Annotated in this window: 17 protein-coding genes; 8 read left to right on the forward strand and 9 right to left on the reverse strand. The window is 71.9% G+C overall.

Going from position 1 to position 14533, the window contains the following annotated elements:
* Positions 1-45 precede the first annotated feature (45 nt).
* From ACZ4VK_RS07660 to ACZ4VK_RS07680, 5 genes are read right to left on the reverse strand one after another with little or no spacing between them, the layout of a single operon-like run.
* Entirely contained in the window at positions 46-1521 is a 1476-nt protein-coding gene (locus ACZ4VK_RS07660) for an FAD-dependent oxidoreductase (protein ID WP_468349570.1), read from the reverse strand.
* Positions 1518-1952 carry a hypothetical protein gene (locus tag ACZ4VK_RS07665; RefSeq protein WP_468349572.1) on the reverse strand — a complete coding sequence of 145 codons (435 nt, stop codon included), beginning with the start codon at positions 1950-1952 and terminating at the stop codon, positions 1518-1520. The genes ACZ4VK_RS07660 and ACZ4VK_RS07665 overlap by 4 nt, the downstream gene beginning before the upstream one ends.
* Complete coding sequence (locus ACZ4VK_RS07670) at positions 1949-3367, reverse strand: aspartate aminotransferase family protein (RefSeq protein WP_468349574.1); 1419 nt, start codon at positions 3365-3367, stop codon at positions 1949-1951. The genes ACZ4VK_RS07665 and ACZ4VK_RS07670 overlap by 4 nt, the downstream gene beginning before the upstream one ends.
* Positions 3360-4841, reverse strand: coding sequence for an NAD(P)/FAD-dependent oxidoreductase (locus ACZ4VK_RS07675; RefSeq protein WP_468349576.1), 1482 nt, complete (start codon positions 4839-4841; stop codon positions 3360-3362). Before ACZ4VK_RS07675 ends, ACZ4VK_RS07670 begins: the two co-directional genes overlap by 8 nt.
* Positions 4838-5821, reverse strand: a complete 984-nt coding sequence (locus ACZ4VK_RS07680; RefSeq protein WP_468349577.1) for a glycosyltransferase family 2 protein — start codon at positions 5819-5821, stop codon at positions 4838-4840. The genes ACZ4VK_RS07675 and ACZ4VK_RS07680 overlap by 4 nt, the downstream gene beginning before the upstream one ends.
* Positions 5822-6184: 363 nt before the next feature.
* Between ACZ4VK_RS07680 and ACZ4VK_RS07685 the strand changes: the two genes are divergently transcribed.
* The gene (locus ACZ4VK_RS07685; RefSeq protein WP_468349579.1) at positions 6185-6661 is read left to right on the forward strand and encodes a tautomerase family protein; all 477 of its coding nucleotides are present in this window, start codon (positions 6185-6187) and stop codon (positions 6659-6661) included.
* A 77-nt stretch (positions 6662-6738) separates the two neighbouring features.
* Here ACZ4VK_RS07685 and ACZ4VK_RS07690 read toward each other — a convergent pair whose 3' ends face one another.
* The gene (locus ACZ4VK_RS07690) at positions 6739-7329 is read right to left on the reverse strand and encodes a TetR/AcrR family transcriptional regulator (RefSeq protein WP_468349581.1); all 591 of its coding nucleotides are present in this window, start codon (positions 7327-7329) and stop codon (positions 6739-6741) included.
* A gap of 101 nt (positions 7330-7430) precedes the next feature.
* On the opposite strand from ACZ4VK_RS07690, the gene ACZ4VK_RS07695 reads away from it, so the two are divergent.
* From ACZ4VK_RS07695 to ACZ4VK_RS07715, 5 genes are all read left to right on the forward strand, one after another.
* Positions 7431-7862 carry a tautomerase family protein gene (locus ACZ4VK_RS07695; protein WP_468349583.1) on the forward strand — a complete coding sequence of 144 codons (432 nt, stop codon included), beginning with the start codon at positions 7431-7433 and terminating at the stop codon, positions 7860-7862.
* Positions 7855-8889, forward strand: a complete 1035-nt coding sequence (locus ACZ4VK_RS07700) for a zinc-dependent alcohol dehydrogenase (RefSeq protein ID WP_468349585.1) — start codon at positions 7855-7857, stop codon at positions 8887-8889. Before ACZ4VK_RS07695 ends, ACZ4VK_RS07700 begins: the two co-directional genes overlap by 8 nt.
* Before the next feature lie 146 nt (positions 8890-9035).
* The gene (locus ACZ4VK_RS07705) at positions 9036-9329 is read left to right on the forward strand and encodes a PaaI family thioesterase (protein ID WP_468350795.1); all 294 of its coding nucleotides are present in this window, start codon (positions 9036-9038) and stop codon (positions 9327-9329) included.
* Positions 9330-9481: 152 nt separating this feature from the next.
* Positions 9482-10075: a GNAT family N-acetyltransferase gene (locus tag ACZ4VK_RS07710; protein ID WP_468349587.1), complete on the forward strand. Its 594-nt coding sequence runs from the start codon at positions 9482-9484 to the stop codon at positions 10073-10075.
* 217 nt (positions 10076-10292) lie between these two features.
* On the forward strand, positions 10293-10589 hold the full coding sequence (locus ACZ4VK_RS07715; RefSeq protein ID WP_468349589.1) for a hypothetical protein: 297 nt from the start codon (positions 10293-10295) through the stop codon (positions 10587-10589).
* A gap of 34 nt (positions 10590-10623) precedes the next feature.
* On the opposite strand, the gene ACZ4VK_RS07720 is transcribed toward ACZ4VK_RS07715, so the two are convergent.
* Positions 10624-11061 (reverse strand): STAS domain-containing protein, encoded by a 438-nt coding sequence (locus ACZ4VK_RS07720; RefSeq protein WP_468349591.1) that lies wholly within the window; start codon positions 11059-11061, stop codon positions 10624-10626.
* A 254-nt stretch (positions 11062-11315) separates the two neighbouring features.
* Between ACZ4VK_RS07720 and ACZ4VK_RS07725 the strand changes: the two genes are divergently transcribed.
* Both ACZ4VK_RS07725 and ACZ4VK_RS07730 read left to right on the forward strand, forming a co-directional pair.
* Positions 11316-12410, forward strand: coding sequence for a baeRF2 domain-containing protein (locus ACZ4VK_RS07725; protein WP_468349593.1), 1095 nt, complete (start codon positions 11316-11318; stop codon positions 12408-12410).
* Positions 12411-12748: 338 nt separating this feature from the next.
* Positions 12749-13708 carry an NmrA/HSCARG family protein gene (locus tag ACZ4VK_RS07730; protein ID WP_468349595.1) on the forward strand — a complete coding sequence of 320 codons (960 nt, stop codon included), beginning with the start codon at positions 12749-12751 and terminating at the stop codon, positions 13706-13708.
* A gap of 59 nt (positions 13709-13767) precedes the next feature.
* On the opposite strand, the gene ACZ4VK_RS07735 is transcribed toward ACZ4VK_RS07730, so the two are convergent.
* Entirely contained in the window at positions 13768-14322 is a 555-nt protein-coding gene (locus tag ACZ4VK_RS07735) for a hypothetical protein (protein ID WP_468349597.1), read from the reverse strand.
* Positions 14322-14462: a hypothetical protein gene (locus ACZ4VK_RS07740; RefSeq protein WP_468349599.1), complete on the reverse strand. Its 141-nt coding sequence runs from the start codon at positions 14460-14462 to the stop codon at positions 14322-14324. The genes ACZ4VK_RS07735 and ACZ4VK_RS07740 overlap by 1 nt, the downstream gene beginning before the upstream one ends.
* Between the last annotated feature and the right edge of the window lie 71 nt (positions 14463-14533).

A 14533-nucleotide genomic window follows, 5' to 3' on the forward strand; every position in this document is an offset into this window, starting at 1 on the left:
TCCGCGCGGAGCCAGAGGTGCGAGAGGTACGAGTGGTCGGCCGGCTCACGCCGCCTCCAGATGACGGCCCACGATCTCGCGGGCGAAGGACATGATGGTGCCCTGCGGGCTGATGCCGGGGGCGCCGGGCAGCACGCTGGCGTCGCACAGGCGCAGATTGGTGAAGCCGTGCGGGCGGCCCGACTCGTCGCAGACGCCGCCGCGCTCGGGCAGCGCGATGGGGGCGCTGCCCATGCCGTGCACCGACACCAGCTCCCAGTCGGCGGGGCGTACCCGGTCGCAGTAGGCGTCCACGTCCGCGGGGCTCCGCAGCGCCGCGACGCCGCTGGTGGGCGGCACGAGCTCCACTGCGCCCGCGGCGAAGAGCAGTCGGGCCGTGCGTTTGAACGCGAGGCGCAGGGCGTGGTGGTCGGCGGGCGTCATGGCGTGGCGGAGCACCGGTGTGCCGCGGACGACGGCGGCGACGGCCGCGCTGCCCTGCATGCGCACCTGCGTGGTGAACATGCCCAGGTGGGCGCGGTCCGCGAGGAGCCGGTCGACCTCGGCCGGGGCACGCCCGGCCAGCGCGGCGCCCAGGCCGCCGGGCGTCAGATTGGAGGGCATGACGAGGATCCCGAGCGCCGAGTGCTCCTGGACCTGGGCGGTGAACATGGTGCCGCGCACCGCGTCGACGGGCCGCGGGAAGCGGGCGACGGTGCGCAGGTTGAGGTGCAGGGCCAGGCGCCGTCCCGCCGTGCGCGCGTGGATGCCGCTGCGGCGCAGCAGCACGGGCGTGCCGATGGGGCCCGCCGCCAGGAACACGTCGCGCGGACGATAGCGCACCCGGCGCCCCTCCTGGTCCACCGCCTCCACGGCGCGCACCGTGCCGCGGCGGTGGGCGATCCGCTCGACGCGCGTCCCGGGGACGATGTGCGCGCCCAGGGCCTCGGCCCGTGGCAGATAGGACTCGGCCATGCTCTGCTTCGCCCCGCTGGGGCAGCCCGTGGCGCACTGGTTGCGGTGCGCGCAGTCGCGCACCACGCGTTGCGGGTGCTGCCAGCGCCAGCCGAGGGACTCGGCGGCCCGCGCGAGCAGCCGGGAGTCCTCGTTGCCGTCTCCGTGCTCCTGCGTGATCATGCCCAGCTCCCGCTGGATCACGGCGAAGTGGCGTTCCACGGTGGGTGAGCGGTAGCCGTCGTACCCGGACCAGGAGGCCCAGCGGTCGAGGACGGTGGCCGACGGCTCCCAGAACAGCCCTCCGTTGACCACGGTGGTGCCGCCCACGACACGGGCTTCGCCGTACGCGATGGTCGGCGTCCCGAACACGGCGGTCGCGCCCGCGTTGCGGTACAGCCGGCGCATCGACTCGGCGGGGCTCGCCTGCGCGAGGTCGGCGGTGGTCACGCGCGGCCCCTCCTCCAGGACGGTCACCGGCCGTCCCGCGCGGGCGAGTTCGAGCGCGGCGACGCTGCCGCCCGCTCCGGAGCCGATGACCAGCGCGTCGCACTCGACGTCGGCGGCGCGGCCCTTGAGGCGGCTCATCGCGTCACCTCCGCCGCGCGCGGCCCCGCGAGGCGCGTGACGCGGGCGCCGTCGAGGGCTCCGTACAGGGCGAGCGCCGTGGTGGCCCGCAGCAGTTCGCCGTAGCCGGGCCAGGTACGCAGCCGGGCGAGCGCCGCGCGGGCGTCCTCGGTGGAAGCGGCGTCCGGGCGGTGGCCGGCGACGGCACGGAAGGCCGCCGGGAACAGGCGCAGGGCGACGGCCGTGCCCCAGCGGTAGCCCGCGGGCATCCGGTTCAGGCTCTCGACGGTGTGTTGTACCGCCCGGTGCAGCGCGTCGGCGGGGCGCAGCGCCTCGTACAGGTGCGCCCAGCACTCCGGCAGCCCCGAGTCGTACAGGGTGCGGTCGGTGAGCTTCATGGGGTTGGCGAGTTTCCCTGGGTTGGCGAGGTTCCCGCGGTCGGGGAGCGTCACGCGGTCACCTTCTCCTTGACCAGGCCCGACAGCAGGCGGGCCGGACCCTGGTCGAGCACCTCGTCCAGGGCGTTCACGAACAGGTCGACCTCGTCCTCCTGCGCCACCAGGGGCGGCGACACGATGAGCGCGATGTGGCGGTTGGAGCCGAAGAACGTGAGGATGTTGTGGTCCCGGTACAGGGCGGCGATCACGGCGCCGGTCAGGAGCTTGGACACCGCCTGCGGGTCCTTCGCCGCCGACGTCGGCAGTCTCCGCCGTACGGCGTCGGGGAGTTGAGGACCGGGCGTGAGGAAGACCCCGTGCAGGGCTCCGCGGCCCGCGAGCCGCCGCACCAGCTTCGGGTGGCGGGCCGCCACCCGCGCGAGCCCGTCGTCGAGGCGCTTCCCGAGCGCGCGGGCACGGCCGGGGAAGTCGTCCTCCACGGCGATCGCCACGGCCTCCAGGGCGGTCGCGGTCTCCTCGCCGAAGCCGTAGTAGGTGGTGCTGTGCAGGGTGGCGTCGGCCAGGTTGTCGTACGCCGCCCGGAAGATCGGCCCGCGAGCGATGTAGCCCGAGATGGACGCCTTGCCGCCGCCGAAGGACTTGGACGTGGTCACGACGTCCGGGACGAGCCCCGGGTGGTGCATGAAGTGGAAGAGCGCACCGGTCTTGCCCCAGCCCGTGTACACCTCGTCGAAGACGAGCACGATGTCCCGCTCGGTACAGATCCTGCGCACCTCGCGCAGGAAACCGGGCGAGCATTCACGCAGGCTGGACGCGCTGAACGGCTCCAGGACGACGGCGTACACGTCGCACACGCCGGAGGAGTCGGTGTGCCGGTCCAGGGCGAGCAGGAACGAGTCCAGGTCGTCGTAGCCGAAGGTGTCCGTGCCCGGGATCCGCGGGTACGGGAAGTGGAGCTCGGGGGACGCGGTGAGGCTGCCCGCGCCGAGCAGCTTGCCGTGGAAGGCGATGTCCGTGTGCAGGACGGTGCCGCGCCGGCCGCGGTGGTATTTGTAGGCCAGCTTGACGGCCCCCTCCACCGCCTCCGCACCGGAGTTGGGGAAGTAGCTGATGTCGAGGTCCCCGGGCAGCAGCTGCGCCAGGTTGTGGCTGAGCGCGGCGACGTACGGGGAGAGGTAGTTCTTGTGCACCTCCATACGGCGCTGCTCCTGGAAGCGGCGGCGGACGGCGAGGATGCGGGGATGGTTGTGGCCGTGGCTGAGGACGCCGACTCCGCCGGTGAAGTCCAGGACGCGGCGGCCGTCGCGCAGATGGATCCACGCTCCCTCGGCGTGGTCGACCAGGTCCCGGCCGAAGCCGAAGGAACCGATGAGGGAGACCTGGCTGCGGCTGACGTACGTCCGATACAGGTCGTGGACCTGCTCGGTGGTCAGCGCCTCCGCCTGCTCCAGGGACATGAGGTCAGACATCGCTGCTGCTCCCCGCGGTCGTGGCGGACGGGGCGGACGGATCGGTCGTGGCGGACAGGCCGGACGGGACGCTCGTGGCGGAAGGGTCGGCCGGGGCGGCCGTGATGCGGTCGGCGATGAGCCGTCCGGCCCGACGCCCGTCGCGCACCGCGTAGTTGGTGCCGCGGTCCTCGGGGAAGACCTGCGCCATGCCGGAGAGGTAGAGGCCGCGCACCCGCGACTCCACGGACGGCATGGTGCGCGTGTAGTGCGGCGTGATCACCGGCTGGGCGTACTCGGCACGCCACACGTGGAAGCGCTCCACCCAACTGCGGTCGAAGGCCGGGAACATCCGCCGGATGTGCGGCAGGCTGTACTCGAAGACCTCCTCGTCGGTCATCCGGTACAGCTCGGCGTCCGTCGGCAGGTACTTGGAGAGGTAGACGACGTGCCTGCCGTCGTAGCGCTCCGGCCGGTCGAGGTTGGTGTGCTCGATGACGCCGACGTAGGGGAAGTCGGGGTCGTTGACGTTGAGCCAGTACGTGTCGGACAGCTTGCGCCGGTTCTCGAGGACCAGGCACACATTGCCGAGGTAGTCGACGGACGACCAGCTGCGCAGCAGCTCCGGCACCGCCGGGTGGGCGGCGTCCTCGTGGTCGAGCAGCCGGGCCGCGACCTGCGGCGCGGTGGTGATCAGCACCTGCCGGGCCGGGTGGAACTCGCCGCCGGCGCGGACCCCGCTGACCGAGGCGCCGTCGGTGTGCACGGCCTCGGCCTCGACGCCGGTACGGATGTCGACCCCGAGGGACTCCAGACGGCGCCGCAGCGCGTCGAGCAGCGCCTCGCTGCCGCCCCTGATGTAGTACAGGGTCTCCTTGCCGGACTTGGTGCGGCTGCCACCGCGCAGGTGCAGTTTCGTCCACATCCAGGTGGCGCCGACCTGGTCCGCGTACTTACCGAACTTGCCTTCGAGCAGCGGACGCCACACGACCTCGTACACGCGTCGGCCGCCGAGCGAGACGAGCCACTCCTCGGCCGTGCGGGACTCCAGCTCCCGCCAGTGCTTGACCTTCCGGGCCCGCAGGGCCAGCAGGCCGAGGCGGATCCGGTCGCGCGGCGCGAGCGGCGCGAAGCGCAGGACGTCGAGCGGGGCGGACAGCCGGTACACGGAGTTGGCGTAGTACAGGCCGGTGCGGGTCTCGTGGGATTCCAGCAGATGGGAGATGCCGAGGCGCTCGCACAGCCGGATCATCTCGGTGTCGGAGGAGAACCAGTGGTGGTAGAAGCGTTCGAGCCGCTTGCGGTCCCCGATGTCGAAGCTCGAGGCGAGTCCGCCGACGAGGTCCTCCCGCTCGAGAACGCGCACGCTGCGCCCCTGGGAGGCCAGTTCGAGCGCGGCGGACAGGCCGGTGAAGCCGGCGCCGACGATGACGACGTCGACCGGATCGGGGTCGGGGCCGGCCGTGCGGTCGGACGCGGGTGCCTGCGTGGTCACAGGAGGACACGCTCCTTTGCGGAAGGGTCGGACGAGGGGACGGAGGGGAGGGCGTCGGCGGCACCGAGCCGCTGCTCGACGACGTAGTCGGGACGGCCCTGGACCTGCCGGAACACCGCGTGCAGGTACTCGCCGACGATGCCGAGGGCCAGCGCGTGGGCGCCGAAGGTTCCGGGGCGGGCCAGCAGGCGCGGATCCCGTCGTACGGCCGCGGCGGCGATCCCGCCGGCGAGGACGGCGGTGCCGAGGTACGTCGACAGGCGCAGCGGCGCCACCGACCCCGCGAGCAGCCCGCGCCGGGACAGGGCGAGCATCTTGCCCAGGGTGTACTTCGACTCGCCCGCGTGCCGTGCGTCGCGGTCGTAGCCGACGCTGGTCTCGGGGAACCCGAACCAGCTGACCGCGCCGCGCAGATACAGGTTCTTGTCCCCGCTGGCGGCGAGCAGCGCCACGACCTCGCGGTCGAGCAGCCGGAAGTCCCCGGTGTCCAGGGCGAGGTTGTGGTCGGACAGGGAGTTGAGCAGGCGGTAGAAGGCGTAGGCGGTGGCCTTCTTGAACACCGTCTCGCCCTCGCGGCTGCGGCGCCGCGCGGAGACGACGGACCATCCTTCGCGCCACAGGGCCGCCATCTCGGGGATCAGCTCGGGCGGGTCCTGCAGATCGGCGTCGATCACGACGACCGCGTCGCCTTCGGCCTCGCGCAGCCCGGCGAGACAGGCGGCCTGGTGGCCGAAGTTGCGGCTCAGCTTGACCGCTCGCACACGGTGCTCGTTCTTCGCGAGGGAGTCGATCAGGTCCCAAGTGCCGTCGCTGCTTCCGTCGTCGACGTAGACCAGTTCGCAGTCGAACGTGGTCAGCGAGTCGGTGACACGGGCCAGACGTGCATGGGTGTGGGCGAGTACTTCCGCCTCGTTGTAGCAGGGGACGACCACGCTGAGCTTGGGCCGTCCGTCATCGAAGACTCGTATGTTCCGCGGCACAACACACCTTTCGCGCAAGGCACACGTAGGGGATCGAACGGGTGGTACGCGCTGGACCGAAACCGCTTGCTGTGTTCCGGCGACGCTGATTGTTACCGGTAACAATCACGACCGTCAAGATCTCCGTGTGAGTGAGGGAGGAGGTGGGCGGGCTGCAAACGGCTCTGTTGTACGGGGAGTTGGGTGAGGTGACTCCTGCCCGGAGTGAACGGCCCGTCGCGGGGCCGGCCGCGCCCGCCGACGGGGCGGTAGGAGGGCGGACGGGGCGGTAGGGGTCGCGGCGGCTGCTCCGGCCACACGGCTTATGACAGTCGTTATATACCGGTGTAGGCTCGATCTATAACAGTCGTCATAAGGAGAGCCATGACCGTCATCACCGTGAACAGCTCGAAGGGCCGCCTGGGCCCGGAGCAGCGCCGCAGGCTGGCCGAGACGCTGACGGACGCCGTGCTCGTACCCGAGGTCGGCCAGTTCGCCCCGGCCGCGCGAGTCGGGTTTCAGGTGCACTTCACCGAGCGTGAGCCGGACATGATGGCCATCGGCGGCCGCTTTCTGGCCGACTCGGGCCCGGGCGCCGACGCGATGGTGATCGACGTGACGGTCATGGACGGCGATTGGCGCCAGGAGGTCCGTGCCGAGGTCATCGAACGCGTCCTGGCCGCGATGGCCGACGCCTGCGGCATGCCGGAGCCGTCGCCGGCCTGGTGGGTGACCTTCCGTGTGGTCGACGAGGGCAGCTGGGGTTCGCGCGGAGGTGTCCTGTCGGTCCTCTCCCTTCTCGACAGCGGCGTGTTCACTCTGGAGAAGGCCGAGGCCGTCCGCGCCGCACTCGGCGCGTAAGGACTGCGCGCTGCCGGCGCCCCCTCCCTCGCGTGGGGCGCCGGCAGCACCGTGGCAAGGGGTCTTCGATGAGGCCCTCAGCGCTTGATCGTGGCGTCGATGAGGGCTTGGAGTTGCGCCGCGGTACGGTCCAGGGGCTCGGTGCTGCGCTTGGCGCGGCATAGTGCGACGGTGCCCTCGACGGCCGCGACGATGAGCGTGGCGACCTGCGCCGCCTGCTCGGTGTCGGCTCCGTGCGCGCGCAGGGAGTCGGCGAGCAGGCCCTCCCACTGGTCGAAGACCTCGGCCGCGGCCGCCAGGGCGGGCGGCACCTCGTCGGCCGGGGGTTCCTCGATGGCCACGGCCAGGACGGGGCAGCCGGCGTGGAAGTCGGTCTCGACGACGATTCCCCTCCACAGGGCCAGGAAGGCGCGCAGGCCGGCGGCGGGGCCGGCCGCGAGCTCCTTGCGCAGGCTGCGGGCGACCCATTCCCCCGTGTAGCGGACCGCTTCCGTGGCCAGTTGCTGCTTGCCTTCGGGGAAGTAGTGGTACGTCGAGCCGAGCGGCGCCTGGGCGTGCTTGGCCATCTCTCGGATGCTCGTGGCGCTCAGCCCGCGCCGGCTGATCATGTCGGCGGCGCCGGCCACGATCCGCTCACGGGACGGCGCACCGCTGCTGCTCTTGGCCACCTGTACATCTCCTCTGGTTATAACGACCGTCATAGTCTAGCGTGACCTCTCGTTATGACGACTGTCATAACGAGAGGCTGTCGAAGAATTGAGGAGCTGCCATGCCGATGATCCGGTTGACCGTCCCGACCGGCACCCTGACCGATCAGGGCAGCGCGACGATCCAGCGAGATCTCGCCGCTGTACTGCTGCGGTGGGAGGGCGCCCCCGACACCGCCTTCTTCCGGGCCCAGGCGTGGAGCTATCTGACCGAGCTGCCCGAGGGCGCGCAGAAGACGGCCGAGGACGACGCGCCCTGCTTCCTCGTGGAGGTGACGGTTCCCCAGGGGGCTCTGTCGGAGCGGCGCAAGGCGGGCCTGGTCGAGGAGGCCACCGCCAGCGTGCTCTCGGCCGCCGGCCTGTCCCCGGACCAGGCACTGCGGGTGTGGGTGCTGGTGCAGGAGCAGCCCGAGGGTACTTGGGGCGCAGGCGGCTCCGTCGTCCGCTACGCCGACCTGGTGGCCCTGGCGAAGGGGCAGCGGGCCGATGCGTGAACTGACCTACATCGCCCGGCGCACCGTCGAATGGCGCGAGGCGCCCGACCCCGAGATCGGGTCCGGCCTGGAGGCGATCGTCGCCCCCGTCGCCGCAACCTCCTGCGACGTGGACTCCGCGATCCTGGCCGGGCACGGCTTCATCGACCCCCCGTTCGCCCTCGGCCACGAATGCGTCGCCCGCGTCACCGACATCGGCGACCAGGTCACCACCGTGGCCCCCGGCGACCTGGTCGTGGTGCCCTGGTCCATCAGCTGCGGCACCTGCGCCCCCTGCCGCGCAGGACTCACCGCCCACTGCGGCTCGGTCCCGCACATGGCGATGTACGGCGCGCCGATCGGCGGCAGCTGGGGCGGCCTTTTCTCCGACCTGGTCCGCGTCCCGTACGCCGACGCCATGCTCGTCTCGCTGCCCACCGGCCTCGACCCGGTAGCCATGGCCTCCGCCAGCGACAACTGGTCCCTGTCCTGGCGCCTGATCGCACCCCACCTCAAGGCCCGTCCCGGCGCCCGTGTCCTGGTCGTCGCCCGAGGCAGCATCGGCCTGTACGTGTGCGACATCGCCCGCACGCTCGGCGCCTCCGACGTCCTCTACGTCGACCCCGACGCCGAGCACCGCAGGCTCGCCGAGAGCTTCGGCGCCCGCAGCGCCGAGATGCTCGAACCGATCCCGCACGGATTCGACATCGCCGTCGAGGCCACCGGTCGCGTCGACCAGCTCGCGCTCGCCGTCAGGTCTCTCGCCCCCGAGGGCATCTGCGAGTCCGCCGGCAACCACTTCCGGCCCGGTGGGCTCCCCCTGCTCGACATGTACTTCACCGGCGTCACCCTGCGCATCGCTCGCGACAACGTCCGGGCCCACATCCCCGACGCCCTCGACCTCGCCGCCGCCGGCGCCGTCGACCCCGCCCGCGTCGTCTCCCACGTCCTCGACTGGGAACAGCTCCCCGACGCGCTGCCGGACAAGCACCTCAAGCCCGTCTTCGTACGAGACATCACCCCGCCACGGGCCCCGGCCCCGAGCTGATCCCTCCGCCCGGCCGCTGCATGCGGCCACGCACCGAGAGCCCGCTCGCTCCGCCCCTGCACGTGACACGACTCGACCGCGGAGCCACGGGCACCTGCGCCCTGGGCATCGCCCACGAAGGGCCGCCCGGCTAGGGACACGGCGGCATCAGCGCCATGCTGCTGGACGAGCTGATGGGCTGGGCCTGCGCCACCGCGGGAACGCCGGGTATGACCGTCTCCCTTCAGATGCGCTATCACCGCCCCGTTCCGCTGGAATCCCCGCTGAGCGTGCTCGCCCATGTCACGGGCACCGAGGGCAGCAAGGTGTACGTCACTGGTTCGATCGCCACCGAAGAAGACCCCTCCACGGTCCTCGTGGCGGCAGAGGGAGTCTTCGTCTCACCGGACCCCGAGCACGCCCGGGCCCTGTTTCCCAGCCTGCGCAGCGCTCCTGGATAGGCCAGCTCCCCCGGCAGGAGCCGTTCAGCGGCGGCTGCTTCCGGGGCGAGCAGAGCCGTGAGCTCGGCGATTGCCTCCGGGGACGGCTTGAATGGCACCGCTTCCCCTTTGCCGCAGATAACAGGGGTCTCGTGTCACGCCAGGATGGGCGGATGGAGCAACCACTTGACGTGCCCGAACTCGCTGCTGGTGCGGGGTTCAGTCTTCGACCGTGGCGCCTTTCGGATCTTCAGCTTGTCCGCGAGGCGTCCGAGGACGATTACATCCCGTTGATCACGACGGTGCCCTCGCCTTGTTCGGAGTCGGCGGCTGTCGCGTTCGTCGAGCGGCAGTGGGGTCGGGCGACCGCGAGGGCGGGGTATCCGTTCGTTGTCGTGAGCGCTGATGGTCGGCCGGTCGGAAATGTGGGGCTGTGGCTGAAGGACCTGGGGCAGGGCCGGGCATCGCTGGGCTACTGGATCGTTGGATCGGCGCGGGGGCAGGGGGCGGCCGGGGCCTCGCTCGGCGCCGTCGCCGACTGGGCCTTGAACGAATTGCGGATTCCTCGGCTTGAGCTCTATATCGAGCCGTGGAATACAGGTTCCGTGCGCACCGCAGAGCGCGCGGGGTTCCGACGTGAGGGGCTGCTGCGGGGCTGGCAGCAGGTGGGGGCCGAGCGGCGGGACATGTTCATGTACTCGCTGCTGAACGGTGATGTCCCTGGACCTGCCCGCTGCTCAGGCCGACAGGACCCGCGCGAGGGGTGACGTGCGGACGCGGGCTCAGGGCAGGTCCGGGCGGGGCGGCGGTGATCCGGTCGCGGCGGCCCTCTTCGCCCCGGCGGGCTGCGGCCCTGGTGCTCGTGGACACGCGGCAACGGTGCGGGCCTGCTCGGGATCCTTCTCCGGATCCCCCGACCCTGTCTTGACGCGAACAGCTGCGTACGCGCCTGCGCGACGTCATCGCCAAGCGCACGCCGAGGCCGTGCGCGAACCCGCGACCGACACCGCCGGCCGGTCCGGGCCCGCGGAGCACGCGGTGGAGAGGGCCGCCTTCACCTGCGGGCACTGCTGGAACGAGTGGACACTCGACTACGAGGTGCACCGCGCCCGCGACGGTGGCGGCACCGTCATGGAGCGTTACGTTCACCACGGGGTGGAGGTGCCCTCTCCGTACGTCCCCAGCGGCGCGCCCGCCTGCCCGCAGTGCGGTCGGCACTGGGTGGGCCGCCTCTCCGCCGAGCTGCCCACGCACCTGGAGAACGCCGGCTCCGCGACGTAGGGAAACGGGCCGGCGCCGCCGCCCCGATCGGTCGTCACGGGACCGATGAGACGTCATCGGTGCCCGGTCCGGACAGAGGTGCCGTGGCCGGTGCGAAGTGGAACATGGTCGCCGTGCCGGTGAGCTGGAACAGCTGACCGAGGTGGGGTGGCGAGCCCGCCAGGACGAGCCGGGTGTGCTGCCTGTGTGCGTGGACCAGCTCGTGGAGGAAGGTGGAGTCGCCGAAGGTGACATGGGAGAGGTCGAGGACGGTCCGGCCGGGTGCTTGGGCGAGTGCGTCGGCGAGGGCCTCGCGCAGGCAGCCGATGGTCTCCATGTCGAACTCGCCCTCCACATGGAGGACGCATACGCCTGGACGGCCTTCCCTCAGGCACGTGACCCGAGCCGTTCCGGGAGAGGCCGCGTACGTTCTGTAAGCGGAGGAGGGCGTCGGCTGGGGGCTGAGGATGCGGGAACGCGGGCGAGTCCTCATGGCGATCCTCCCAGGGGAAGGGAGCCAGGATGCGGAACGGCTGTAGGGGCGTCCGGCTCCGCCTCGTCTTCATTCTCCTCCGTCAGCGCGGGGCCGATCCACCCCCGGCATGGTCCGTCTGCTCGCGGGCACCCGCAGGGTCGACGAGGACCCCATCGAGCTGCCGCGCCCGCTGCCCGCGCGCGGGACGCGAGAGGATCCGAGTCCCACGCCCGCACCCGGCCGGGCCCGCGACCAGGTCCCGGGAGGAAGCCGTGAAACTCCAGTTCCTCAGCCCGCTGTACACGCACCCCGGCCCGGTGGCGTCCGTCTACCTCGACACCTCCCGCGACCTCGACGAACCCGACCGCGCCATCGACCTGCGCTGGCGCAAACTGCGCGCTCACCTCCTCGCCCACGACGCCGACCGCCCCACCCTCGACGCCGTCACCCGGGCCGTCGGCGACGACCGCGATGTCGCCGGACCGCACGGCCAGGCGATCTTCGCCGCCCACGGCCGCGTCCTGCTCGCCGAGTGCGTGCCCGAACCTCCCGCCCACGGCACCGCCCGCTTCGGAGTGGTGCCCGACGCGCTTCCCCTCGCCCTCCAGCACACCCCGGACATCGCCTACGCCGCGCTCGTTTTCCACCGCACGCACACCCCGCACACCGGCCACGACGAGGACGAGCTGGAGGTCGTGCAGGAGACGGGCCGCTGGCCGATGAGCCGGGTCGCCCCCAGCCGTGCCCCCTCCCGGCGCATACCGGTGGAGGGCTGGCCCAAGGAAGCCGAGCAGCTGGTCGCCGAGCTGGGTGGCGGCGTGGAGGCCGACGGCACGGAGCTGATCGTGCTGGCCGGGGACCACTGGGCCGCGAACTCCCTGATCAGAGCGGCGCCCCGCCGACTCCGCGACCGCTTCGTCCGGCTCACCGACGCCCATCCCCGCCCGCCGGAACCCGGCCGGGCCCTCCTCGAAGCGGACCTCCGCGCCCTGCTGACCGGCCGGCTCTCCGAGCACGACCGGCACCAGCTGGAGTCCTTCCACACCCAGCGCGCCCGCCACCCGGACGGCGCCGAAGGCCTCGCCGCCACCGTGACGGCCCTGCAGCGGGGGCAGGCGCGGGCGCTCCTGGTCAACCGGCCGGTGCGGTCGGCCGGACACCTGTGGGCCGGCAGGGAACCCACCCACGTCGGACTCACCGGCCTGGAGCTGAACGCCTTCGGGCTTGGCTACTACTGGGAGGAGGACCCCGGCGCGGCCCTGATCCGGGCCGCCTGGGGGACCCAGGCGGAGCTGATCGCCGTCGACCCCGACGACGTACCGCTCGAGGACGGCCTGGGCGTACTCCTGCGCTACACCGACACATGACCGCCTGCCCGCCCGCTTCCTCCGCTTCCCGTTTAGCCGACTCCGCCCGGGTAACTCGCTGGTGCGAGGGATCCGATGGAGGCGGACAGGAGGTCGTCATGGCTCTGCCGACGTGTCGGGGCGGCTCACGGGAGCCGCACCGGCCGATGCGCGGTACATGCGCTCCGTTCAGTGCTCCTCGACCGGTACACCGTCCTCGGATGCCGTCATCCGGCCGTGAGTGAGGGGAGCCGCGGCCCGTACGCCGGTCACTCGTGACCTCCGAAGCGGCGCCCGGTTCGCGGCCGACCCCACCCGGTGCCGCTCGACATGCAAGCAGCTGCGAGGCGAGCCACGTCATGACCGAGAAGAAGATCATCACGGTATTCGGTGCCACCGGCCGGCAGGGGGGTGGCCTGGCGCGAGCGATTCTCGCGGAGGGACGCGGCGACGCGGACTTCGCGGTACGCGCCGTCACCCGCCGCCCTGATGCGGAGCCCGCCCAGGAGCTGAAGCGGCTGGGAGCCGAGGTCGTCCAGGCCGACATGGACGACGAGGCGAGCCTCGCCCAGGCCTTCGAGCACGCGTACGGCGCGTTCTGCGTGACGAACTTCTGGGAGCACCTGTCCGCCGAGCGGGAGAAGGCCCAGGCTGCCACGATGGCCCGGGCCGCGTCACACGCGGGCGTCCAGCACGCGATCTGGTCCACCCTTGAGGACACCCGGGAGTGCGTCCCGCTCGACGACGAGCGGATGCCCACGCTCCAGGAGCGCTACAAGGTGTCGCACTTCGACGGCAAGGCCGAGGCGGACCACCTCTTCACCGACGAGGGCGTGCCGACGACGTTCCTGCGTACGACCTTCTTCTGGGAGAACCTGATGGGCGCCTTCGCTCCGCAGCGCGGTCCGGACGGCGAGCTGCGGCTGATGTATCCGATGGGCGAGAGCCGGCTCTCCGGGATGGCGGCGGAGGACATCGGCAAGACCGCCCTCGAGGTCTTCCGGCGCGGCACCGACCTCATCCCCGCCACCGTCAGCATCGCGGGCGAGCACCTCAAGGTCGCCGACATGGCCGCCGCGCTCACCGACGCACTCGGCCGGCCGGTGCGCTACCGCCCCCTCACCCCGGACGAGTGGCGCGCACAGGGATTCCCCGGTGCGGAGGAGTCGGGAAACATGTTCCAGTACTACGCCGACTGCGAGCACCGCTTCACCGCCGCCCGCGACCTCGACGCCGTACGTGCCCTCAACCCCGCCCTCCAGGACTTCGCCACCTGGATCGCCGCACATCAGGACCGCCTGCTCACCGCCTGGGAGTGAACCCGCGGCCCGTTCCCGGGGTCCTACGTCGTACACGGGCGGGCCCCGGCGGGGGCGAGTCAGTCGGCGGCCCCCACACCCGCGCCCGGCCGCGTGGCCGGAGTCTGGCACTGCTGCGCCCGCTGCCCGTGCCTGGTCCGGCCCTGCGGTTTGTACACGGACAGTGCGGTCGCCCCCAGGATCACGATCAGCGCCGCGCCGGACTGGAGGACGAGCTGGATCCGCAGGCCCAGGAGGTCGTCGCCGGTCCAGCCGGGGGAGGCCGCGGCGTCGGCGAGGTGGCTGATCGATGGCATGTGGAGCAGGAGGGCTCCGGTGGCCAGCACCGTGATCGCGAGCTTCACCGTGATCCAGTAGTGGCGCAGAAGACCCCAGGTCGTGCCGAGGGAGGACACGACGCCGGTCGCGAGCGCGGCGAAGCAGAGCGGCACGATCACGTACCAGCCGGTGACGCCCATCGTGACGTAGACCGACCTCACCGTCAGGGCGTCCCGCGCGACGAGGCCGGTGACGGCCAGGGCGAGGAAGACGGCGACCGCTCCGAACCAGCCGACGGACGCCGTCACGTGCGCGGTGAGGGCGAGCTTGCGCACACGCGGGGACATGGTGGTCATCAGCCGTGGCCCCGCATGCCGCCCCCGGCCAGGTGCAGGGCGATGAAGGCCACGACGAGGACGGCGGCGCCGATCATGAGGGCGGTGACCCAGCGGGGCCGGGGGTGCTGCGGAGCGGTCTTGCGGGGTTCGTCGGACATCGGAGGACTCCGCTTCGTACGGCGACGGCGCTCTGCCGCCAGACGCGGCCAGCTTTTGCGAGACAGAGTGT

The sequence above is a fragment of the Streptomyces sp. NPDC028711 genome, from assembly GCF_055565415.1.

Coding starts and splice junctions, on each gene's coding strand:
- ACZ4VK_RS07735 (WP_468349597.1), bottom strand. CDS start 14,322: ATGACCACCATGTCCCCGCGTGTGCGCAAGCTCGCCCTCACCGCGCAC.
- ACZ4VK_RS07720 (WP_468349591.1), bottom strand. CDS start 11,061: ATGAGGACTCGCCCGCGTTCCCGCATCCTCAGCCCCCAGCCGACGCCC.
- ACZ4VK_RS07740 (WP_468349599.1), bottom strand. CDS start 14,462: ATGTCCGACGAACCCCGCAAGACCGCTCCGCAGCACCCCCGGCCCCGC.
- ACZ4VK_RS07670 (WP_468349574.1), bottom strand. CDS start 3,367: ATGTCTGACCTCATGTCCCTGGAGCAGGCGGAGGCGCTGACCACCGAG.
- ACZ4VK_RS07660 (WP_468349570.1), bottom strand. CDS start 1,521: ATGAGCCGCCTCAAGGGCCGCGCCGCCGACGTCGAGTGCGACGCGCTG.
- ACZ4VK_RS07695 (WP_468349583.1), top strand. CDS start 7,431: ATGCCGATGATCCGGTTGACCGTCCCGACCGGCACCCTGACCGATCAG.
- ACZ4VK_RS07730 (WP_468349595.1), top strand. CDS start 12,749: ATGACCGAGAAGAAGATCATCACGGTATTCGGTGCCACCGGCCGGCAG.
- ACZ4VK_RS07700 (WP_468349585.1), top strand. CDS start 7,855: ATGCGTGAACTGACCTACATCGCCCGGCGCACCGTCGAATGGCGCGAG.
- ACZ4VK_RS07685 (WP_468349579.1), top strand. CDS start 6,185: ATGACCGTCATCACCGTGAACAGCTCGAAGGGCCGCCTGGGCCCGGAG.
- ACZ4VK_RS07710 (WP_468349587.1), top strand. CDS start 9,482: ATGGAGCAACCACTTGACGTGCCCGAACTCGCTGCTGGTGCGGGGTTC.